This window comes from Rhodococcus sp. 05-2256-B1, assembly GCF_002258465.1.
In the GTDB taxonomy this organism is placed as follows: Bacteria; Actinomycetota; Actinomycetes; order Mycobacteriales; family Mycobacteriaceae; genus Rhodococcoides; species Rhodococcoides fascians.
In genome coordinates, this window is record NZ_NOZA01000021.1 from 86990 (window position 1) to 107640 (window position 20651).

Below are 20651 nucleotides of genomic sequence, written 5' to 3' on the forward strand. Positions count from 1 at the left end.
CTCGCGACTGTGCGCATCTACCGCACAATGTGTGCGCGATCACACAAGACCGGCGCGTTCGCCCGGGCGCAGTCTGGAGCAGACATGCGAGAGGTGCCTGCACACGGCACCGAGAAGGAGCGAAAACACATGACCGCAGTACAGGTAACGGCCGCACCGTCGCTGCCGACCGGCACCGCCACCGAGCTCTGCATCGCGGGGCAGTGGCACGGTGCATCCGACGGAGGAACCTTCACCGACTTGAACCCGACCACCGAGCAACCCCTGGCGGAGATTGCCGCAGCCACCGCGTCGGACGTGGACGCAGCGGTGCGTGCGGCCCGTGCCCAGCTCGGTGGTGAGTGGGGTGCTACCCCCGGGGCAGTCCGGGGCCAGCTGCTCAATCGGGTGGCCGATCTGATCGAGCGGGACGGTGACCTTCTCGCTCGACTCGAAGCTCTCGACGTCGGCAAGCCGGTCGGTCAACCGGCAATGCTCGACATCCCCAATGCTGCAGCCACTTTCCGGCACTTCGCGGGCTGGGCCGACAAGATCACCGGCAGCTCCATCCCCACTGCGGGCTACTTCGGGCAGCCGACGCACTCGTACACCGTCCGTGAGCCGGTGGGCGTCATCGGCATGATCGTTCCCTGGAACACCCCGCTGATGATCGCGGCGTGGAAGCTTGCTCCCGCGCTGGCCGCGGGGAACACCGTCGTCGTCAAGCCGCCGGAGGACGCGCCGCTGTCCATCCTGCACCTGGCTCGACTGATCGACGAGGCAGGAGTACCGGCCGGAGTGGTCAATGTTGTTCCAGGACTGGGTGAAGTGACGGGTGACGCCTTGGTCGGGCATCCTGACGTCGACAAGATCAGCTTCACCGGCAGCCCCCGGGTCGGCAAGCTCATCGCGAAGAAGGCTGCCAACACGTTCAAGCGGACGACGCTCGAACTCGGCGGCAAGTCCCCGCAGATCATTCTCGAGGATGCGAATCTCGACGCGGCGATCAACGGAACCGCGATGGGACTGTTCTTCAACCAGGGCCAGGTGTGTGCGGCCGGAACCCGAGTGCTGGTGCATCGCTCGCTGTACTCACAGGTGGTGGACGGATTGGCCGCAGCGGCCTCGGCTCAGGTGCTGGGCGATCCGTTCGATCCGTCGACGACGATGGGTGCCCTCGTCAACGCGAAGCAACGAGACAGTGTGCTGGGGTACATCCAGACGGGACGCGACGGCGGAGCTCGAGTCGCGGCCGGTGGCGGACGTCCCGACGGTGCCGGCTATTTCGTCGAGCCGACGATCTTCGCCGATGCCGACAACGACATGAAGATCGCCCAGGAGGAGATTTTCGGACCGGTCGGAACGGTAATTCCGTTCGATACGGCCGACGAGGCGATCTCCATTGCCAACGACACCGTGTACGGGTTGGCCGCTTCGATCTGGACCCGCGACGTGTCGAGGGCGCACATACTGGCCGCGCAGGTCCGTTCCGGCGCGGTGTGGGTGAACGGCTGGGCTGCAATCGATCCCGCTCTCCCCTGGGGCGGCATGAAGTCCAGTGGCACGGGCCGAGAACTCGGGTGGGCCGGTATCGAGGCCAACACCGAAGAGAAGGTCGTCACCGTAGTTCTGTAGCCCGACTCCCTCGTGCAGCAACGAAACAGCAAGGACTGACATGCCGAAGAAATCGACCGACTACGTCGTCGTCGGAGCAGGATCAGCAGGAAGCGTCATCGCCAGGAGGCTCCTCGACGCGGGACACACCGTCCACGTGATCGAAGCCGGTCCCGTGGACACCGATCCGGCGATCCACTCACCGCAGGGCTGGCCGACGCTGTTGGGCGGACCGCAGGATTGGGGACTGTTCACCACCCCGCAGAAGCACGCCAACGATCGGCGAATCTTCTGGCCACGCGGACGCGTTCTCGGTGGCAGCTCGTCCCTCAACGGAATGATCTACGTACGTGGGCATTCCAGCGATTACGACGGGTGGGCATCGGCCAGCGGTGACGCCGGATGGTCGTGGGAGAACGTGCTGCCGCTGTTCAAGCGTTTGGAGTCACACGAGCTCGGTGCCAACGAGTTCCACGGCGGTGACGGGCCACTGCCGGTGTCCATCATGGGTACCCCGCATCCGCTGGCGGCAGCCTTCGTCGACGCGGCCGTCGAGCACGGGCACAAGCTCATCGACGACTTCAACGCCGACGAGATGGTCGGTGCCGGCTACAACCACACCACCACACGCGACGGTGAGCGGATGAGTGCCTGGAAGAGCTTCGTCGGCCCGGTGCTCGACAATCCCGACCTGACGTTGACCACCGGTGCTCTCGTGCACCGAGTGGTGCTCGAGAACGGCCGAGCGGTGGGCATCGAATACAGCCGCGGAGATGGCGAGCTGGAGCGAGCGTTCGCCGATCACGAGGTCATCCTGTGCGGCGGAGCCCTCGGATCTCCGAAGACCCTGCTGCTCAGTGGAATCGGACCGTCCGCACATTTGACTGAACTAGGAATCGACACAGTCGTCGACCTGCCGGGGGTGGGCGAAAACCTGCACGACCATTTGCTGCTCAGCAACATCTACGAGTCCCTCGAGCCGCTCGCAGCCGGTACCAACAACCTGCTCGAAGCGCAGCTGTACGCCCGCAGTACCGGATGGGCCGGCGCTGCACCCGATCTGCAGCCCCTGTTCATGCACATCCCCTACCCCGCCGACGGATACCCGGTGCCGGAGAACGGCTACACGATCGCTCCGGGAATCGTGGCTCCGCGTTCACGCGGCACGCTGCGATTGGCGTCCTCGGATCCGAATGAACTGCCGCTGGCGGATCCGAACATCCTGGCCGATCCGTACGACCTCGAGGCGATGGTCGACGCGGTGGAGATCTGCCGGGAGATCGGTGCCTCCGATGCCTTCGCGCCGTGGCGCAAGGCGGAGGTGGTTCCGGGACCGAGCGCCCGCACCCGCGACGACCTGCGGGCATACGTCCGACAGACTGCCGGTACGTACCACCACCAGGTCGGCACCTGCAAGATGGGAGCCGAGTCGGACTCCGATGCCGTTGTCGGAGCGGACCTTCGGGTCCGCGGGGTCGATGGATTGCGCGTGGCGGACGCGTCGATCATGCCCACGGTGCCGTCGGGCAACACCAACGCGCCGTCCATCATGGTCGGTGAGCGGGCCTCGGATCTGATCCTCGGAAAGTAGTTCGTGGTCGGGTGAGGGCGGCGTGCGCTCTCACCCGGCGCGATACTCCCGCGGCGACATACCGTACGTCTCCTTGAACAGCTTCGAGAAGTTCGAGGAATCGATCAAACCGTGACGCGCACAGACGGTTCCGATACTGTCTGCGGCGAAACGAGGGTCACGCAGATCGCGGTGGCACCTCTCCAGTCGCCTGGATCTGATCCAACCGGCCACCGTGCGACCGTCCTGCTCGAAGAGCTTCTGCAAGTAGCGCGTCGAAATATGCAGGTGCGCAGCGAGAGACGCCGTGGACAGTGTCGGATCGGACAGCTGAGATTCGACGAGACTCTTGGCCTCGATCAGGAGTGTGGATCCCGGCGCATCGTGGGGAGCCGCGTCGTCGAGAGCGGCGCAGAGCAAATCGAGGACGGCGTTCTCGAGCATCGGTGTCGTCGGCAATGTGCCGTCGGCGGCGTTGCGACGCAAATTGAACAGGAACGGCGACACCAGCGCACCGACGCCGTGATCGCCCTCGATGCGACGCGCCGCGACGGTCGTCAAGTCACGGGAATCGATGCGGAGCGCGTCGCGTGGAAACATCACCACGAACATCTCGAAGTCCCCGGCGAAGTGCAGATCGTAAGGGGCACTGGTGTCGTAGACCGCGAAGTCGCCAGGATGGAGCACGGCCTCGCGCTCGTTCTGGACGATCGTGCCGCACCCCGTCAGTTGCAGACCCACCTTGATCGATCCGGGGTCGGACCGACGGATGGTCGCGCGTGTGCGCCTGACGTCGACCTCCCGGCCGGTCACCTCGCTCAGTTGCAGCGCCCCGAGCGTTGACGACACCAGCGTGCCCTGGAACGACGACGGCCCGGTGGACACAGCGTCGAGCGGCACGAACGCCGTCGAGACGTTCTCGCGCCATTGCTCGAAATCCTGTGCCACCGGGCTCATGTCATACGGTCGGACGGTTGTCGATCAGGCGGCGGGCCTTACCGATGGAACGCTCGAGGGCCGCCGGTGCAACGACGTCAACCGCGACGCTGACGCCGATCCGGTCCTTGACCAGCTTCTTCAGCGTTGCTGCGGCAATCGGATGCGTGTCGAGCGCGGCATCGGGTCGGGCTTCGACGAGGACGGTCAGTGAGTCCATGCGTCCGGCACGCTCGAGCACACACTGGAACTGCGGTGCCAGAACGGGAACCGTCAAGATCAGCTCCTCGATCTGCGTCGGGAAGAGATTGACCCCGCGCAGAATGATCATGTCGTCGGTGCGGCCGGTGACCTTCTGCATCCGACGCATCGTGCGAGCCGTGCCCGGCAACAGTCGCGTCAGATCGCGGGTGCGGTAGCGGATGATCGGCATCGCTTCCTTGGACAAGGACGTGAACACCAATTCACCCTCCTCGCCGTCGGGCAGAACCTCGCCGGTCACCGGGTCGATGACCTCCGGGTAGAAATGATCCTCCCAGATGTGGAGTCCGTCCTTGGTTTCGACGCATTCCATCGCGACGCCCGGTCCCATGACCTCGGACAGGCCGTAGATGTCGACGGCGTCCATGTCGAGAGTCTTCTCGATCTCCTTGCGCATCTCCTCGGTCCAGGGCTCCGCGCCGAAGACTCCGGTTTTCAGTGAGGTCTTCGCCGGATCGATGCCCTTCTTGACCATCGCGTCGACGATCGTGAGCATGTAGGACGGCGTGACCATGATGGCGTCGGGCTCGAAGTCCTCGATGAGCTGGATCTGACGATCGGTCATACCGCCTGACATTGGAATCACGGTGCAGCCCAGTCGTTCTGCGCCGTAGTGTGCGCCGAGTCCGCCGGTGAAGAGACCGTAACCGTAGGCGACGTGCACCTTGTCCGACGGCTTGACACCACCGGCGCGGAGGCTGCGCGCGATGAGGTCGGCCCAGTTGCTGATGTCGTTCGCGGTGTACCCCACCACTGTCGGCCTACCCGTGGTGCCCGAGGACGCGTGGATGCGCGAGACCTTGTCCTGCGGCACCGCGAACATTCCGAACGGGTAGTTCTCCCGCAGGTCCTTCTTGGCGGTGAACGGGAATTTCGCCAGATCCGACAGGTCTTTCAGATCGGTCGGATGCACCCCGGCGTCGTCGAATGCTTTCGTGTAGTGCGGAACGTTGTCGTACGCGTGCTGCAGCGACCATCGCAGGCGCTCCAACTGCAGCGTGGAAATGCGGTCCCGAGAGGCGAACTCGATGTCGGGGGTATCGGTGGGGGCGGACAGCACACTGGTCATGATCGGTCTCTCGTGGTCTCAGGCGTCGAAGTCGACGGTGACGGTGTCGCTGAGTGGGAAGGTTTGGCAGGTGAGCACGAAGCCGGCATCGACCTCGTTGTCTTCCAATGCATAGTTACGACGCATGTCGACCTCTCCGAAGGTCACCTTCGCGCGGCAGGTGCCGCACACTCCGCCCTTGCATGCGAAGGGGAGGTCCGATCGCAGCTGCTCGGCCGAATCGAGAATCGACTCGTCCTGCGGCAAAGCGCCTTTCACCTCGCGGCCATCGAGGATGATCGTGACCTCACTGCTGGGGCCGGTGATACCGGGCTCGTGGTGCTGCTCCTGCGGCGGCGGTACGTCGTCGACGTAGAACAGTTCGTGGTGAATGCTGCTCTTCGCGACGCCGAGTTCCTTCAGAACGTCCTGGGCATCGTTCACCATCCCGAACGGACCGCACAACCAGAAGTGGTCGATGTCCGGGGTTGCGACGACGGTGTCGAGTATCTCGCGTAGCCGGCCGGCATCGAGCCTGCCGCTGAACAATTCGACTTCCCGTGGCTCGCGAGACAGCACGTGAATGACGTCGAATCGACTGCCGTACTGATCCTTCAGGTCGGCGATCTCCTCGGCGAACATCACCGTTCGCGTCCGTCGATTGCCGTACAGCAGAACCACTTCGGAGTCGGGATTCGCCAGAACGGACGCCGCAATCGACAACATCGGGGTGATACCGGAACCGGCGGCGATGAGCACGTGCCTGCCGGCCTGGGCCGGATCGGCGTGAAAGGTGCCGCTCGGGCCCTGCACGTCGATACGGTCGCCTGCTTTGACGTCGTGAACGAGCCAGGAGGAGAACAGACCGTCGGACACCTCACGGACACCGACGCGGGGACGCGCACCGGCCGGGGCGCAGATGGAGTAGGAGCGGCGGTGCTCGACGCCGTCGACGGTGCGGCTGAGCATCAGTGACTGGCCCGGGCGAAAGTCGAACTCTTCGCGCAATTCTTCCGGGACGTCGAACGTGACAGCAACGGCGTCGTCGCAGAGGGGTTCCACGTCGGCAACGGTCAGTGAATGAAAAGGTTTGTTGCGCAGATTCTTCTGAACAGGCTCGGCGGTGACGGTCATCAGATTTCCTTCACGTGGTCGAAGGGCTCGAGGCAGTCGTCGCACCGGTACTGGGCTTTGCAGAGGGTGGCGCCGAACTCGGACGTGAGCCGGGTGTTGCGCGAGCTGCACTGCGGGCAGGTGAGCTGACGGGGTTTGACGGTCAAGGTCAGCGGCACCGGGCCGGATGTACGTTCCGGGGCCGGACCCGGAGTGGAGTAGCCGGTCTCGCGCAGCTTGCGCAGGCCCTCCTCGGAGATCCAGTCGGTACTCCATGCCGGCGTCAGGCTGGTGACGATCTCGACATCCGCGTAGCCGTGGTCCTGAAGCTTGTGAGCGATGTCGTCCCGCATCGTCGCCATGGCGGGACAGCCGGAGTACGTCGGAGTGATGGTGACGAGCACGCTGCCGTTCTCGCGTACCTCTACGTCGCGCAGGACGCCGAGGTCGTCGAGGGTGAGCAGCGGCATCTCCGGATCCATGACGGTAGCTGCGATCTCGCGTGCCGTTCGCTGAAGAGTGGTCACCAGACTCCCTCCGGATGGGCCCTCGCCACGACTTGCATCTCAGCGATCAACGGGCCGAAGGCCTCGGTGTGGATGCCGCGACGACCACCGCGGCCGCCGATGGTGCCCACGGACTTGCCCTCGGGCGCTTCGAGTTCTGCGGCGTGAAGGACCTGTGCGAGAACCGAATCGAACTCGTCGCGAACATCGCGAGGGTCGACGGCGACACCGACCTTCGCGAGTGCGATCTCCTCGTCCGTCGGGATGAACAATTCCGAGACGTACGGCCAGATCCGAGTCACGGCGTCGTGGACGCGTCGCTTCGATTCGTCGGTGCCGCAGCCCAGGGTGACGACCCAGCGTGCCGCGTAATCGCGGTGGTACGTCAGCTCTTTGACGCCCTTGTTCGCAACTGCGGCAAGAACGGGATCGCGGGATTCCTGCAGGCGAGTGAAGACGGCGAGCCGCCACGTCGAGAACACGAGGAGCCGAACCAGCGATTTCGCGAAGTCGCCGTTGTCGAGCTCGGTGAGTCTGACGTTGCGGAAGTCTGCCTCGTCGCGGAAGAACGCCAGCGCATCCTCGGCGGGTGCGGGGGAGGGGTCCGAGATGAACGGCACCACCGTCGGATCGGCTTTTGCGGCGCGGGCCAGTAGCAGCCGGGCCTGGCCGAGGAGATCGAGGCCGACGTTCGCCAGCGCCACCTCTTCTTCCAGTTCCGGTGCGCGAGTGCTCCATTCGGCGAGGCGCTGGGAGCTGATCAGCGCATCGTCACCGAGCATGAGGCAGTACGCGGCAAGGGCTTTCAGGTCGACGTAGTCGGGAACGGTGGTGTCGACTCCGGCGAGCGGGTCGTCGAAGCTCGTCCCGAATGCCCACTGCCCGTGCGAGTCCTCGTCGACGAGGCCCTCGTAGGCGCTGTCGTGATCGGTCATGAGTGCTTGTCCTCTGGGAGTATGGGTCTCACATGTGGGGAACGTTGTCGGGGATCTCGTAGAACGTCGGGTGGCGGTAGACCTTGTCGCCACTCGGTGCGAAGAACGGATCCTTCTCCGACGGCGACGACGCGACGATCGAGTTGGACGGAACCACCCAGATGCTGACGCCTTCGTTGCGGCGGGTGTAGACGTCGCGAGCATGCCGCAGGGCCATGTGGTCGTCGGCAGCGTGCAGTGATCCGACGTGTACGTGGTTCAGGCCGCGCTTGCCGCGTAGGAACACCTCGTACAGCGGCCAATCAGCCTTTACTGCTTCTCTTTTCGGATCCACCGGCACGTTGTCGGTGGGAACTGCGCCGTGGCCGCCCTCGGCCGTGAATTCTGTCATGATGCTGCGTTCCTTTCGGCGAATGCGGTTGCGGCCTCACGGACCCAGGCTCCGCCGTCGTGAGCTGCTCGACGGTTCGCGATGCGCTCGACGTTGGAGGCACCGTTGCCCTTGATCACCTGCATGAACTCGGACCAGTCGGGCTCACCGAAATCGTGTGACTTGCGCTCCTCGTTCCACTTCAGGTCCGGGTCGGGGAACGTGACTCCGAGTGCCTTCGCCTGCGGGATCGACATGTCGACGAAGCGTTGGCGCAGTTCGTCGTTGGTGTGGCGCTTGATGCCCCACTTCATGGACTGCTCGGTGTTGGGGGACTCGTCGTCCGGCGGGCCGAACATCATCAGTGCAGGCCACCACCATCGGTTGACGGATTCCTGGACCATGGCACGCTGTTCGTCGGTGCCGCGCATCATCGTGGCCAGCAGCTCGTAGCCCTGACGCTGGTGGAAGGATTCTTCCTTGCAGACACGGATCATGGCGCGCGCGTACGGTCCGAAGCTGCTGCGGCACAGCGGAACCTGGTTGCAGATCGCTGCGCCGTCGACGAGCCAGCCGATGGTGCCCACGTCGGCGTACGTCAGGGTGGGGTAGTTGAAGATCGAGGAGTACTTCTGCTTGCCCTCGATGAGCTTGACCGTCAGGTCGGCGCGGTCCGCTCCGAGCGTTTCCGCGGCGGAGTAGAGGTAGAGACCGTGGCCGGCCTCGTCCTGCACCTTGGCCATCAGGATCGCCTTGCGGCGCAACGACGGTGCGCGGGTGAGCCAGTTGCCCTCCGGCTGCATGCCGATGATCTCGGAGTGCGCGTGCTGGGCGATCTGGCGGATGAGCGACTTGCGGTAGCCGTCCGGCATCCAGTCGCGGGGCTCGACGCGCTGCTCGTGGGCAATGGTCTCGTCGAACCCGTCCTGCAGCGTTTCGGTGGACAGGGTGTTTGACGTGGTCATAAGTCCTACTTTCATTACCGAATGATCGGTTGGTAACCAGTATGCCTCGAAGTGACCCCGGGCACAAGAGCGGCTGCGCCGCACGTGCGTGAAAGTTCGTAGCAGGGGTCGAGTTTCTGTTCACATGGGTCGTTCCGCAGGCTCCACTCCCGCTCACCTGCCGACGAAGGAGGCTCTCTTCTTCGCCAGGAAGGCATCGACGGCGGCCTTGTGGTCGGCGGTCTGTCCCAGAGCGGTCTGCGCCCGCGCCTCGCGGTCCAGGGCGTCGGACAGTCCGGACCGCGCGATCAGCGACTTGACCTGCTTGTACGCCAGGGTGGGTCCCGCAGCGAGCATTGTGGCCAGCGTGCGCGCGGTCTCGAGAACGTCGGCATCGTCGACGACGCGATGCACCAGACCCCAGTCGAGGGCCTGCGCAGCGGTGAGCTTGTCTCCGAGCAGCATCAGTCCCGCGGCCCGGCTCGCGCCGAGTGCGTCGACCAGCGTGTAGCTCAACCCCGAGTCGCTGGCCAATCCGATGCCGGTGAACGCCGTGGCGAACGACGACTTGGTGCCGGCGACGCGGATGTCTCCGGCGAGTGCGATCCCGAGACCGGCACCGACGCACGCGCCGGGGATGGCCACGACGATCGGCACCTCGAGCGCTGCGAGCCCTCGGATGACCGGGTTGTAATGCTCGCCGACGGTATCCATCGCCGTGGCCGGGTCGGCTTCGAGCGCGGTGACATGCTCGCCGAGGTCCTGGCCGACGCAGAAGTTCTTGCCCTCCGCGGTGATGAGCACCGCGCGCACGCTGGGTGCGGCGGCATTCTGCACCGCAGACATCAGGCCGACTTTCGTCATGACGTCGAGAGCGTTGTGTGCCTCGGAGCGCGCGAGGGTGATTGTCGCCAGGCCGTCGGTGACGTCGAACCGTACCGTCATGCGTTCGTCCAATCGTGAAAGCCGCGACCGGACTTGCGTCCGATGTCGCCGCGAGCAACCATGTCTCGCAACAACTGCGGGGGAGTGAACCTGTCGCCGAGGGTCGACGCCAGGTGTTCTGCGATGGCGAGCCGAACGTCCAACCCGACAAGGTCGGTGGACCGCAACGGACCCATCGGATGCTTGTAGCCGAGTTCCATGGCGCGGTCGATCGATTCGGCGTCGGCGACGCCTTCCTCTAACATCCGGATGGCCTCGAGCCCGAGGCAGACGCCGAGCCGCGAGGTAGCGAAGCCGGGGGAGTCGTTGACGAGCACCTCGGTTTTGCCGAGCAGCGACACCCACTGTTGCACTGGCTGCACGACGTCTGCGGAGGTGGCCGGGGCGCGCACGATCTCGACGAGGGTCGACGCCGGAACCGGGTTGAAGAAGTGCATCCCGATGAAGCGGCTCGGATCGCTCAGTGCTGCGCCGAGTTCCGCGATGGAGATCGAGCTCGTGTTCGACGCGATGACCGTGTTGGGCCCGGCGATCTTGTCGACGAGAGCCAGTACCTCGACCTTGAGCGACGGGATCTCGGGAACCGCTTCGACCACCAGGTCCAGGTCGGCAGGAAGATCCGCGGGGCCGGCGACGGTGGAGACCCGGGCGAGAATCGCAGCGGGGTCCTCGCTGAGCTTGCCGCGCTCGTGCGCCCGGTCCAGCCCGGTCGAGACTCGTCCGAGGGCTGCAGTCTGGTCGGCTGCTTCGGCGATGACGACGCTCGAGCCGAGGGCCGCGAACACCTGGGCAATACCCGCGCCCATCCGTCCGCCACCGACGACACCAACTGAGCGGGGAGCTGTCATTTCTTCTTCTCCAGAAATGCCGTCATCCGGCGTTGTTTGTCTTCGGTCTCGAACAGAACAGCCTGCGCGATGTCGTCGGCCCACGGGTGCGAACCGGGTGCATCGAGAATCCTTTTCGTCAGCTTCAGGGCCAGTGGGGCTTGTCTCGCAATGCGATCCGCGAGGGAATGCGCTGCAGTCAACGGCTCGTCGACGACGTCCAGCACCAGGCCGCACCGAAGTGCCACCTCTGCGTCCAGTGTCCGGCCACCGAGAAGCACCTGCTTCGCTACGGACACGCCCAACAGCGTCGGTAACCGGTAGCTGGCCCCGGCGGCAGCCATGATGCCCAGTCCCGGTTCGGGATTGCCGAACACGGCCGTCGGCGACGCGATGCGAATGTCGCAGGCGTAGGACAGTTCGGCTCCGCCGCCGAGCGCGTATCCGCGGACGGCTGCAATCGTCGGCAGGGGGAGTGCGGCGATGCGATCGAACAGGTTTCGGTTGATGCCGCGCAGTGCGTCGTCGCGAGTGCGGGCCCGCAACTGGTTGATGTCGGCACCCCCGGCAAAATGCTCGCCCGCTCCGGTCAGGATCACGATCCTGGGATCCTGCTCCACGAGCGCGCACACCTCGTGCAACTCGCCGATCATGTCGGAATCGATTGCGTTGCGCTGCTTCTCGCGACTCAGGGTGACGACAACGCGGTCCGTCGACTCCTCCACGATGAGTGTGTTCACGGTGCCTCGATCAACATCGACACGCCTTGCCCGACGCCGACGCACAGTGTCGCGAGCCCACGGGAGGCCTTCTCGCGTTCCATCCGGCCCAACAGCGTCAACAGAATTCGAGCACCCGACGAGCCGAGAGGGTGGCCGAGGGCGATGGCCCCGCCGTCGGCGTTGACGATGTCCTCGTCGAGCTTCAGCTGGCGGATGACGCCGAGGGACTGTGCCGCGAAGGCCTCGTTGAGTTCGACGGCACCGAGGTCGTCGATCGACCATCCCGCGCGCGTGAGCGCCTTCTGCGTGGACGGGACCGGCCCGAGTCCCATGATGTGGGGCGCGATGCCGGCGCTCGCGCTGGTGACGATGCGGCCGCGAACCTCGAGGCCGTACGTGCGCACGGCTTCTTCCGAGGCCACCACCAATGCCGATGCCCCGTCGGTGAACGGTGACGACGTGCCGGCGGTGACGATTCCGCCCTTTCGGAACACGGTCTTCAGGGTGCCGAGCTTGTCCAACGTGGTTCCGCGGCGCGGCGTCTCGTCCTCGGTGACCTCGCCGTTCTTGGTGCTGACGGGCACGATCTCGTCGGCGAAGCGCCCGGCATCCTGGGCGGCGATGGCACGCTGCTGACTGCGGAAAGCGAAGGCGTCGGACTCTTCACGGGTGATGCCTTCGCTGAGCGCGACCTCTTCGGCGGTCTCACCCATCGACAATGTGATCTTGGGGTCGGTCCCCGCGTCGTGCGCTGCGAAGGTCGGGTTGGTGAATCGCCAGCCGAGGGAGGTATCGAAGATCTCGCCGGGCTTGGCCCACGCCGTCCCGGGCTTGGCCATGACCCACGGCGCGCGCGTCATGGACTCGACGCCACCGGCGACGATGATGTCGGCCTCACCGCTGCGAATGGTGCTCGCGGCGTTGGCTACTGCGGTCAGTCCGCTCGCGCACAGGCGATTGACGGTATATCCCGGCACCGACTGGGGCAGACCTGCGAGCAGAACCGCCATTCTGGCCACATCGCGATTGTCCTCGCCTGCCTGGTTGGCCGCACCCAGAATCACCTCGTCGATTCGGTCGACGGGTACGCCCGCTCTGCGGACCGCCTCGGCCACGACCAGCCCGGCGAGATCGTCGGGGCGCACCGAGGCCAGGGCACCGCCGTAGCGCCCGTGCGGGGTACGTGCGCCGGCCACGAGAAATACTTCGCCCACTTCGCAACTCCTTCGTCGGTTGCGTCATTAATAACCGAACATTCGGTCGTTTGGCAAGGTCTGCTGCCCGTGGTGCTGTGGAATCGTCCGCCGACTGCGAAGATGTGGCAATGACAACCGCACGCGCGCCGCGCAAGACCGGACAGCCAGGGCGGCCGGGATACGACCTGGATTCCCTCTTGGCCGTGGCGGTCAAGGTCTTCAACGACCGTGGGTACGACGGCACCAGCATGGAGATTCTGGCGAAGCGGCTCGGTATCACCAAGTCGTCGATCTACCACCACGTATCGGGCAAGTCCGAGTTGCTCGAACTCGCGCTGTCGCGGGCTCTCAATGCGCTGTTCGCCGTGACGACCGAGGATCGGGCGACCACCGGACGGTACATCGATCGCCTCGAATACCTGGTGCGTCGCAGCGTCGACATCTTGTGCGCGGAACTGCCCTACGTGACGCTGCTGCTGCGGGTGCGGGGCAACACCGACGTCGAGCGGCGCGCTCTCGCCCGCAGGCGCGAATTCGACACCTTCGTCACCGGGCTCGTCGTCGCCGCCGCCGAGGAGGGCGACCTGCGTCCCGGTGTCGACCCGGCTCTGGCGTCCAAGCTCGTCTTCGGAACGGTCAACTCGCTCATCGAGTGGTACCGCCCGCGCACCGGGGGATCCGTCGAGGAATTGGCCGACGCCGTGGTCGCGCTGACCTTCGACGGCCTACGCCGCACGTAGCAACGCAAGTCTTGACTTCTCGGCGTTCGACGGCGATGGTAATTACCGACCGAACGTACGGTGAGATGGAGGCGTTGTGAGCAGACTTCTGGAAAGCTATGCCCAGGGCACGTGGTATTCCGCGACCGACGAGGGAACGCCGCTGATGAGCGCCGTCGACGGCAGTGAGATCGCCCGGGTGTCGTCCAGCGGTCTCGACGTCGCAGGCATGATCGATTACGCCCGCACCGTCGGCGGCCCCGCGCTCGCAGCCCTGACGTTCCACGAGCGTGCAGCCCTGCTCAAGCAACTGGGTCTGACGCTGCTGGCAGGCAAGGAGGAGTTCTACCAACTCTCCCGGCACACCGGAGCCACCACCCGCGATTCCGGCGTCGACATCGACGGCGGTTTCGGAACTGTGCTGAGCTATGCGAGCAAGGCTCGACGCGAACTCCCCAACGAGACGGTCTACCTCGATGGCGCCATCGAGCAGCTCGGCAAGAAGGGCACCTTCCTCGGTCAGCACATCTACACCTCCCGGCGCGGCGTCGCCGTGCAGATCAACGCGTACAACTTCCCAGTCTGGGGCTTCCTCGAGAAGCTGGCCCCCGCGTTCATCGCCGGTGTGCCGTCGATCGTCAAGCCCGCCAGCCAAACTGCATATCTCACCGAGCTGGTGTTCCGACGGATCATCGAGTCGGGGTTGCTGCCCGAGGGGTCGGTGCAGCTGCTGTGCGGCAGCGCCCGCGGTGTACTCGACCACCTCGGCGGCCAGGACTCGGTGGCGTTCACCGGATCAGCCGACACCGCAGCGACCCTCCGCTCACACCCCAACGTCGTCGGCGAAGGACTGCACTTCACGGCCGAGGCGGACTCGCTGAACGCATCCATCCTGGGTTCGGATGTGACACAGGGTGATCCGGAGTTCGATCTGTTCGTCAAGGGTGTCTTCACCGAGATGACATCCAAGGCTGGCCAGAAGTGCACGGCGATCCGCCGTGTACTGGTGCCGCAGGACTCGATCGAGCCCGTCATCGAGGCGCTGAAGGCCAGGCTGGAGAAGGTCGTCGTCGGTGATCCGGCGGACGAGGGGGTCACCATGGGTGCCCTCGCCAGCATCGATCAGCGCGACGAGGTCCTCAAATCCATTCGCGGACTGACCAAGTCCGCATCGGTGGTCTTTGGCGATCCGGACGCGGTGGATCAACGATCCGGTGCCTTCATGGCACCGGTCCTGTTGAAGGCCGGCGACAAGAGCGCACCCGAACCGCACGAGATCGAGGCATTCGGGCCCGTCTCCACCGTCATCGGTTACGACAGCACCGCAGACCTGCTCGACCTCGTCGCCCGCGGAAAGGGCTCTCTGGTCGCATCTCTGGTGACCAAAGATTCGGCCATCGCGCGCGAGATCGTGCTGGGCACCGCTCCGTATCACGGGCGCATCCTGGTCCTGAACTCCGAGGACGCGAAGGAATCGACCGGTCACGGTTCGCCGCTACCGGTACTGGTGCACGGCGGACCCGGCCGCGCAGGCGGTGGTGAAGAACTCGGCGGTATCCGCGGCGTCCTGCACCACATGCAGCGCACCGCAATTCAGGGAACCCCGGACGTGCTGACGGCCATCGGCAACAAGTGGGTCACCGGGGCGAAGCAGACGACCGGGGACGTTCACCCGTTCCGCAAGAACCTCGGCGAACTGCGACTGGGTGACACCATCGTCGGTGGCCCACGACAGGTCACCCGCGCGGACATCGATCACTTCGCCGAATTCACCGGCGACACGTTCTATGCGCACACCGATCCCGAAGCGGCAGCGTCAAATCCGTTGTTCGGCGGCATCGTGGCGCACGGCTACCTGGTGGTCTCGCTGGCCGCAGGGCTGTTCGTCGACCCGGCACCGGGCCCCGTCCTGGCGAACTTCGGCGTCGACAGCCTGCGCTTCCTGACACCCGTCAAGGCCGAGGATTCGCTGACGGTCACGTTGACGGCCAAGCTCATCACCCCTCGTCAGAGTGCCGACTACGGCGAAGTGCGTTGGGATGCAGTGGTCGTCAACCAGGACGGTGACCCCGTCGCGACCTACGACGTACTCACTCTCGTCGCGAAGCCCGAGGCCGCGTCATGAGCGTACGAGTAGCCGTCTGTTACGGAATGCCCAAGGACACTGCCGCCTTCGATCGGCACTACGCCGAGGTGCACGTGCCCCTCGCTCGGGCAGTTCCCGGCCTGGTCGACTTCACCTGGGGCACGCTCGATTCGCTCGACGAGTCCCCGCCGCCCTACTACGCAATCGCAAGTCTGTACTTCGCGGACGAGGCGTCGCTGAAGGCAGGATTGGGTTCACCCGAGATGACAGCGGCAGGCAAGGACCTGCGGAACTTCGCAAGCGGTGGCGTCACGATGTTCACCCAGAACGAGCGTTCGGTGCTGCAGCCGTGACCGATTCGCCTATTGCGCGGGAGATGTTCGAGGTCGACGCCGCGTCCCGCAAGCTCGGCATCGAACTGATCGAGCTGTCACCCGGTCACGCCAGAATGTCGATGGTCGTGACCGAGGACATGGTCAACGGTTACGCCATCACACACGGCGGATACGTCTTCCTGCTTGCGGATACGACGTTCGCTATGGCCTGCAACTCGCACGAGGACTCGGCCGTCGCTGCCCGATGCGACATCCGGTACCTCCGTCCGACGAAGGTCGGTGACGTCCTCGTCGCCGACGCCGTCGAGCGTGCGAGGTTCGGCCGCAACGGTATCTACGACGTGTCGGTGACGTGCCGAGACGAGCTGATCGCCGAATTCCGAGGCGACAGTCGCACGATAGGGCGCTAGCGATCCGGCGCGTGGAAGTACTGTGAGTCGGTGACCACTGCAGACCTGTCGGCGCTGGCAGACGCCACCGCCACTGCGGTGGGTGGTGCTGTGTCGGTGATGGATCCGCAGGGCTACGTCGTTGCGTATTCATCCGTTCCAGGGCAGCCGATCGACGACGTGCGGCGCGACGGGATTCTGGGCAAGCAGGTCCCGGCCCGATACATGGTGCATCACATCGATCCGGACTTCCGGCGCAGCTCGACCGTGCACGTCGTCGATGTGGCCGGTGCGCTACCGCGTCTGGCGGTGGCGGTTTCGGTCGACGGGGAGTACCTCGGCTCCATCTGGTGCATTGCGTCCGGTGTCGGCATCCGTCCGCCGGCCCCTGCGGCAGTGGCTGCATTGACGCGTGCGGCCGCAGCTGCAGTGCCGTTGTTGTCGGCTCGACATCATCCGGCCGATGCCGACAATCCCAGGGTGCGTGCGTTACTGACCGATCCCGAGGTCGTCACTACGCCGGGAAAGCGCTACGCCGTTCTGGCCGCAGAAGTGGAGTCGCCGCGAGCGCAGAAAATGTTGGTGCAGCTCGCTGGTCTGCTGCAGCTCACGTTCGGCAACGCGGGCGACTCCGGATGCATCGTCGACGGGAACACCGTCCTGCTGGTGGTGGAGTCCGACGACGAACGCGCATTCGCTGCGGAGGCAGAGGAGGTTCGACGACGCGCAGAGGCGGCCTTCGGTGCTGCGGTGAGCTTCGCGATCGGTGGCCCGGACGCCCGTCCCGCGATAGCGCTCAAGCATGCTCACTGGGTACTCGACGCGATCGAAACGGGCGCACAGACAACGACATTCGAGCATAATCGCGTATCGGTCACTCTTCGGAGAGCGGGTGAGGCGCTGTCCGAGGTGTCGCTCGCCTTGCCTGCCGTCGAACGGATGCTGTCCTGCGATGCCTCGGAAGGTACGGAATACGCTGCGACGGTGCTGGCGTTGTTGGCACACGAATCCAACGTCGCTGCCGCGTCTGCGTCGCTGTACCTGCACCCCAATACCTTTCGCTACCGACTCCGGCGTACCAAGGAGTTGTTCGGTCTCGATCTCGACGACGTGGACACCCGTTTACTGGTGTGGATGTCGCTGCGGCTCACGATCGGGCGGTGAGGACCTTCCCTGGGTTGAGCAGGTAATGCGGGTCGAGCAGTTCCTTGATGCCGCGCTGCAGTTCCGCTGCAACAGAATCGAGTTCGGTCTCGAGAAGATCGCGTTTGAGCAGGCCGACGCCGTGCTCACCGGTAATGGTCCCGCCCAGAGAGAGGGCGAATGCCGCGATCTCGTCGAACGCGCGGTGTGCCTTGACCAACGATGACGGGTCCATCGGGTCGACGATGACTGTCGGATGGATGTTGCCGTCCCCTGCGTGGCCGACGACGCCGATGACGATGCCGATGCGCTCGGCGATGCGTCCCACCTCGTCGATCATCGTGGCGAGCTGCGAAATAGGAACGGACACATCGTCGACCAACGGTGAGCCGAGACGCTCGAGTGCCGGGTACGCCAGTCGACGGGCCTGCACGAGCTGCTCCGATTCGACCTCGTCCTCGGCAACGGCTACATCGGTTGCCCCGGCTGCGGTGCACAGTGCGGCGATGGCTTCGAGCTCCTGCACAGAGCCTGCGCCGATATCGGACTGAGCGATCAGCACGGCCGCGGCGTCGGTGCCGAAGTCCATCCGGGCGTACGCGTCGATCGCGGCAATGGTGGTGCGGTCCAGCAACTCGAACAGGCTCGGAGTGATACCGGCGGCCCGGATCTGCGTCACCGCTTCACCGGCCGCGACAGTCGACGGGAAGGTCGCGGCCATGGTCAGCGGAGTGGCAGCCGGAAAGTCGAGTCCTACGGTTGCTTCGGTGATGATTCCGAGTGTGCCTTCGGATCCGACGAACAGTTCGGCCAGGGAAAGCCCGGCCACGCCTTTGACGGTGCGTCGACCGACGAACGTGGCGCGCCCGTCGGCGAGTACGACGCGCAGACCACGGACGAACCGTGCTGTGACGCCGTATTTCACGCAGCACAGACCGCCGGCGTTGGTGGCGATGTTGCCGCCGATGGTCGACGCCTCCCAGCTGGACGGGTCGGGGAGGTACGTCAATCCCTGCTGCAGGGCAGCATCTTTCAGCTCTTTGTTCGTGACACCGGGTTGCACGACGGCGGTGCGGTTGACGACGTCCAACTCGACGATCTTGTTCATCCGCCGGGTGTTGAGGGCAATGGCTCCGACGCTGGCGTTCGCGGCTCCCGCCAGGCCGGTCAATGCGCCTTGCGGTACCACGGGAATGCGATGTGCCGATGCGATTTTCATGATCGCCTGTACGTCCGATTCGGTGCTCGGTAGCACTGCCGCCAGGGGTAGGGCGGATTCGCACAGAGCGGCGGCGTCGTGCCGGAAGCTTTGCAGGATGTCCGGGTCGGTCACCACCGCGTCGGCGCCGAGGGCGCGCATCAGTTCGTCGATGACCGGCGAATGGAGAACGAAGGTGGTCGGAGCAGCCATGGATTCGAGTATGTCGGGTGGCGCTGTCGATGTCTGCGTCGTTTCGGACGAAGCACGAGGTCTCGATCGGTAGTTTCCGACGAAGTGTGGGCAGGGCCTTGTTATGCACGCGACCACCTTGACAAACTACGGTGGCGCCGGTCACAGTAATTACCGACCGAATGGACGGTGAGTTTTATCCGGTTCGTCGGTTACCTGAATCCGCCGCTGTTCATACCCCACGTCACTCCGAACTGTCGCTCGCTCTCACGAGCGCCGGAGCCCGAACGAAACGAGATCGTCGATGACAACACAGGTCGAGACGCCCACCGGGGTGTCGCGTGAGCATCGCCGCGCCGCGATGGCCAGCATGGTCGGAACCACCGTCGAGTGGTACGACTTCTTCATCTACGCGCAGGCCGCGTCGTTGATCTTCGCTCAGCTGTTCTTCGCGCCCATGGGCTCGTCCGGACAGCTGGTCGCCTACGTGACCATCGGTATCAGCTTCGTGTTCCGTCCTCTCGGGGCCATCGTCGCGGGGTACTTCGGCGACAAGATCGGTCGCAAGAAGGTCCTCATCGCGACCCTCACCCTCATGGGCGCGGCCACCGTCGGAATGGGACTGCTGCCCACGTACGCGACCATCGGCATCTGGGCTCCGATCATCCTGATCGTGTTGCGCATCCTGCAGGGATTCTCGACCGGCGGCGAATGGGGCGGCGCGGCATTGATGGCCGTCGAGCACGCGCCGAAGGGCAAGCGTGGAATCTACGGTGCGGCAACCCAGATGGGTGTTCCTCTCGGCATGCTCATTGCGGTGGGAACGTTGGCACTGTGCACCGGTTTGCTCAGCGAAGAGCAGTTCGAGGCCTGGGGCTGGCGTATCCCGTTCCTCATCAGCTTCGTGCTGATCCTCGTCGGCTTCTACATCCGACGCCGCGTCGAAGAGACTCCGGTGTTCAAGGAGCTCGCAGAACGCAAGGAGTGCAACCACACTCCCGTTCGTGCACTGTGGCGTACCAACAAGAAGCAGGTCATGCTGGCCGCGCTGTCGTTCGTCGGCAACAACGGCAACGGTTACATCATCGTCGGTGGCTTCATCGTCGCGTACTCGACGAGGGAGCACGGGCTCGCCCGTGTGGACGTGTTGGTGGCCAGTCTGTTCGCGGCTCTCGTGTGGGGTGTGTTCACCCTGCTCGGTGCGTATCTGTCCGACCGCTACTCCCGGACCGCCATCATGAACCTGGGCAACGCGTCGATGGTGTTGTGCGCCATCCCGTTCTTCCTGCTCGTCGATACCGGTGAGCTGCAGTGGATCTACGTGGCCCTCGGTCTCTTCGCTGTCGGACTCGGCCTCGCCTACGGACCGCAGCCGGCGCTGTACGCCGAGATGTTTCCGGCTGCAGTCCGATTCAGTGGAGCATCCATCGGCTACGCCATCGGCACCGTGCTCGGTGGGGCCTTCGTCCCGACGATCTCCGAGGCACTGTTCAAGGGAACGGGTACCTCGATGTCGATCTCGATCTACCTGATGATCCTGGCGGCGATCTCGTTCATCGCGACCTCGCGCATCAAGAACCGTAGGGACGAGGATCTGAACGTCTGACCCAACGACGACGACAG

20 protein-coding genes are annotated in these 20651 nt (G+C 64.9%); 8 read left to right on the plus strand and 12 right to left on the minus strand.

Going from position 1 to position 20651, the window contains the following annotated elements; all coding sequences use genetic code 11:
• The first annotated feature begins 129 nt into the window (after positions 1–129).
• Both styD and CH285_RS11470 read left to right on the plus strand, forming a co-directional pair.
• Positions 130–1614 (plus strand): phenylacetaldehyde dehydrogenase StyD, encoded by a 1485-nt coding sequence (styD, locus tag CH285_RS11465; protein WP_094644235.1) that lies wholly within the window; start codon positions 130–132, stop codon positions 1612–1614.
• A gap of 40 nt (positions 1615–1654) precedes the next feature.
• Positions 1655–3184 (plus strand): GMC family oxidoreductase, encoded by a 1530-nt coding sequence (locus CH285_RS11470; protein WP_094644174.1) that lies wholly within the window; start codon positions 1655–1657, stop codon positions 3182–3184.
• A gap of 30 nt (positions 3185–3214) precedes the next feature.
• On the opposite strand, the gene CH285_RS11475 is transcribed toward CH285_RS11470, so the two are convergent.
• The 11 genes from CH285_RS11475 to CH285_RS11525 form a co-directional block, all read right to left on the minus strand.
• Complete coding sequence (locus tag CH285_RS11475; protein ID WP_032392877.1) at positions 3215–4120, minus strand: helix-turn-helix domain-containing protein; 906 nt, start codon at positions 4118–4120, stop codon at positions 3215–3217.
• Between the two features lies 1 nt (position 4121).
• Complete coding sequence (gene paaK, locus CH285_RS11480) at positions 4122–5429, minus strand: phenylacetate--CoA ligase PaaK (protein ID WP_027494661.1); 1308 nt, start codon at positions 5427–5429, stop codon at positions 4122–4124.
• An 18-nt stretch (positions 5430–5447) separates the two neighbouring features.
• The gene (paaE, locus tag CH285_RS11485) at positions 5448–6542 is read right to left on the minus strand and encodes a 1,2-phenylacetyl-CoA epoxidase subunit PaaE (protein WP_094644175.1); all 1095 of its coding nucleotides are present in this window, start codon (positions 6540–6542) and stop codon (positions 5448–5450) included.
• On the minus strand, positions 6542–7003 hold the full coding sequence (gene paaD, locus CH285_RS11490) for a 1,2-phenylacetyl-CoA epoxidase subunit PaaD (RefSeq protein ID WP_052055184.1): 462 nt from the start codon (positions 7001–7003) through the stop codon (positions 6542–6544). The genes paaE and paaD overlap by 1 nt, the downstream gene beginning before the upstream one ends.
• Before the next feature lie 41 nt (positions 7004–7044).
• Entirely contained in the window at positions 7045–7962 is a 918-nt protein-coding gene (paaC, locus tag CH285_RS11495; RefSeq protein ID WP_094644176.1) for a 1,2-phenylacetyl-CoA epoxidase subunit PaaC, read from the minus strand.
• 28 nt (positions 7963–7990) lie between these two features.
• Entirely contained in the window at positions 7991–8353 is a 363-nt protein-coding gene (paaB, locus tag CH285_RS11500) for a 1,2-phenylacetyl-CoA epoxidase subunit PaaB (protein ID WP_094644177.1), read from the minus strand.
• On the minus strand, positions 8350–9297 hold the full coding sequence (gene paaA, locus CH285_RS11505) for a 1,2-phenylacetyl-CoA epoxidase subunit PaaA (protein ID WP_027494656.1): 948 nt from the start codon (positions 9295–9297) through the stop codon (positions 8350–8352). The genes paaB and paaA overlap by 4 nt, the downstream gene beginning before the upstream one ends.
• Before the next feature lie 153 nt (positions 9298–9450).
• Positions 9451–10221 carry an enoyl-CoA hydratase-related protein gene (locus CH285_RS11510; RefSeq protein WP_094644178.1) on the minus strand — a complete coding sequence of 257 codons (771 nt, stop codon included), beginning with the start codon at positions 10219–10221 and terminating at the stop codon, positions 9451–9453.
• Complete coding sequence (locus tag CH285_RS11515; RefSeq protein ID WP_032388029.1) at positions 10218–11069, minus strand: 3-hydroxyacyl-CoA dehydrogenase family protein; 852 nt, start codon at positions 11067–11069, stop codon at positions 10218–10220. Before CH285_RS11515 ends, CH285_RS11510 begins: the two co-directional genes overlap by 4 nt.
• Positions 11066–11788, minus strand: a complete 723-nt coding sequence (locus CH285_RS11520) for an enoyl-CoA hydratase/isomerase family protein (RefSeq protein WP_094644179.1) — start codon at positions 11786–11788, stop codon at positions 11066–11068. Before CH285_RS11520 ends, CH285_RS11515 begins: the two co-directional genes overlap by 4 nt.
• Positions 11785–12984, minus strand: coding sequence for a thiolase family protein (locus CH285_RS11525; protein WP_032373301.1), 1200 nt, complete (start codon positions 12982–12984; stop codon positions 11785–11787). The genes CH285_RS11520 and CH285_RS11525 overlap by 4 nt, the downstream gene beginning before the upstream one ends.
• 110 nt (positions 12985–13094) lie before the next feature.
• Between CH285_RS11525 and CH285_RS11530 the strand changes: the two genes are divergently transcribed.
• From CH285_RS11530 to CH285_RS11550, 5 genes are all read left to right on the plus strand, one after another.
• A complete protein-coding gene (locus CH285_RS11530) occupies positions 13095–13706 on the plus strand; it encodes a TetR/AcrR family transcriptional regulator (protein ID WP_027494651.1) in 612 nt (203 codons plus the stop codon).
• Positions 13707–13782: 76 nt separating this feature from the next.
• Entirely contained in the window at positions 13783–15810 is a 2028-nt protein-coding gene (gene paaZ, locus CH285_RS11535; protein ID WP_094644180.1) for a phenylacetic acid degradation bifunctional protein PaaZ, read from the plus strand.
• On the plus strand, positions 15807–16124 hold the full coding sequence (locus CH285_RS11540) for an EthD family reductase (RefSeq protein ID WP_094644181.1): 318 nt from the start codon (positions 15807–15809) through the stop codon (positions 16122–16124). Before paaZ ends, CH285_RS11540 begins: the two co-directional genes overlap by 4 nt.
• A gap of 23 nt (positions 16125–16147) precedes the next feature.
• Positions 16148–16516 carry a hydroxyphenylacetyl-CoA thioesterase PaaI gene (gene paaI / locus CH285_RS11545; RefSeq protein ID WP_094644182.1) on the plus strand — a complete coding sequence of 123 codons (369 nt, stop codon included), beginning with the start codon at positions 16148–16150 and terminating at the stop codon, positions 16514–16516.
• A gap of 30 nt (positions 16517–16546) precedes the next feature.
• Positions 16547–17659, plus strand: a complete 1113-nt coding sequence (locus CH285_RS11550; RefSeq protein ID WP_094644183.1) for a PucR family transcriptional regulator — start codon at positions 16547–16549, stop codon at positions 17657–17659.
• On the opposite strand, the gene CH285_RS11555 is transcribed toward CH285_RS11550, so the two are convergent.
• On the minus strand, positions 17643–19049 hold the full coding sequence (locus CH285_RS11555) for an FAD-binding oxidoreductase (RefSeq protein WP_094644184.1): 1407 nt from the start codon (positions 19047–19049) through the stop codon (positions 17643–17645). The two genes, CH285_RS11550 and CH285_RS11555, sit on opposite strands and share 17 nt — an antisense overlap.
• Before the next feature lie 283 nt (positions 19050–19332).
• On the opposite strand from CH285_RS11555, the gene CH285_RS11560 reads away from it, so the two are divergent.
• Complete coding sequence (locus tag CH285_RS11560) at positions 19333–20634, plus strand: MFS transporter (RefSeq protein ID WP_094644185.1); 1302 nt, start codon at positions 19333–19335, stop codon at positions 20632–20634.
• Positions 20635–20651 lie beyond the last annotated feature (17 nt).

Coding starts and splice junctions, on each gene's coding strand:
- paaI (WP_094644182.1), top strand. CDS start 16,148: ATGTTCGAGGTCGACGCCGCGTCCCGCAAGCTCGGCATCGAACTGATC.
- paaD (WP_052055184.1), bottom strand. CDS start 7,003: ATGGATCCGGAGATGCCGCTGCTCACCCTCGACGACCTCGGCGTCCTG.
- paaB (WP_094644177.1), bottom strand. CDS start 8,353: ATGACAGAATTCACGGCCGAGGGCGGCCACGGCGCAGTTCCCACCGAC.
- CH285_RS11510 (WP_094644178.1), bottom strand. CDS start 10,221: ATGACGGTACGGTTCGACGTCACCGACGGCCTGGCGACAATCACCCTC.
- paaA (WP_027494656.1), bottom strand. CDS start 9,297: ATGACCACGTCAAACACCCTGTCCACCGAAACGCTGCAGGACGGGTTC.
- paaK (WP_027494661.1), bottom strand. CDS start 5,429: ATGACCAGTGTGCTGTCCGCCCCCACCGATACCCCCGACATCGAGTTC.
- styD (WP_094644235.1), top strand. CDS start 130: ATGACCGCAGTACAGGTAACGGCCGCACCGTCGCTGCCGACCGGCACC.
- CH285_RS11475 (WP_032392877.1), bottom strand. CDS start 4,120: ATGAGCCCGGTGGCACAGGATTTCGAGCAATGGCGCGAGAACGTCTCG.
- paaE (WP_094644175.1), bottom strand. CDS start 6,542: ATGACCGTCACCGCCGAGCCTGTTCAGAAGAATCTGCGCAACAAACCT.
- paaC (WP_094644176.1), bottom strand. CDS start 7,962: ATGACCGATCACGACAGCGCCTACGAGGGCCTCGTCGACGAGGACTCG.
- CH285_RS11540 (WP_094644181.1), top strand. CDS start 15,807: ATGAGCGTACGAGTAGCCGTCTGTTACGGAATGCCCAAGGACACTGCC.
- CH285_RS11515 (WP_032388029.1), bottom strand. CDS start 11,069: ATGACAGCTCCCCGCTCAGTTGGTGTCGTCGGTGGCGGACGGATGGGC.
- CH285_RS11470 (WP_094644174.1), top strand. CDS start 1,655: ATGCCGAAGAAATCGACCGACTACGTCGTCGTCGGAGCAGGATCAGCA.
- CH285_RS11560 (WP_094644185.1), top strand. CDS start 19,333: ATGACAACACAGGTCGAGACGCCCACCGGGGTGTCGCGTGAGCATCGC.
- CH285_RS11530 (WP_027494651.1), top strand. CDS start 13,095: ATGACAACCGCACGCGCGCCGCGCAAGACCGGACAGCCAGGGCGGCCG.
- CH285_RS11555 (WP_094644184.1), bottom strand. CDS start 19,049: ATGGCTGCTCCGACCACCTTCGTTCTCCATTCGCCGGTCATCGACGAA.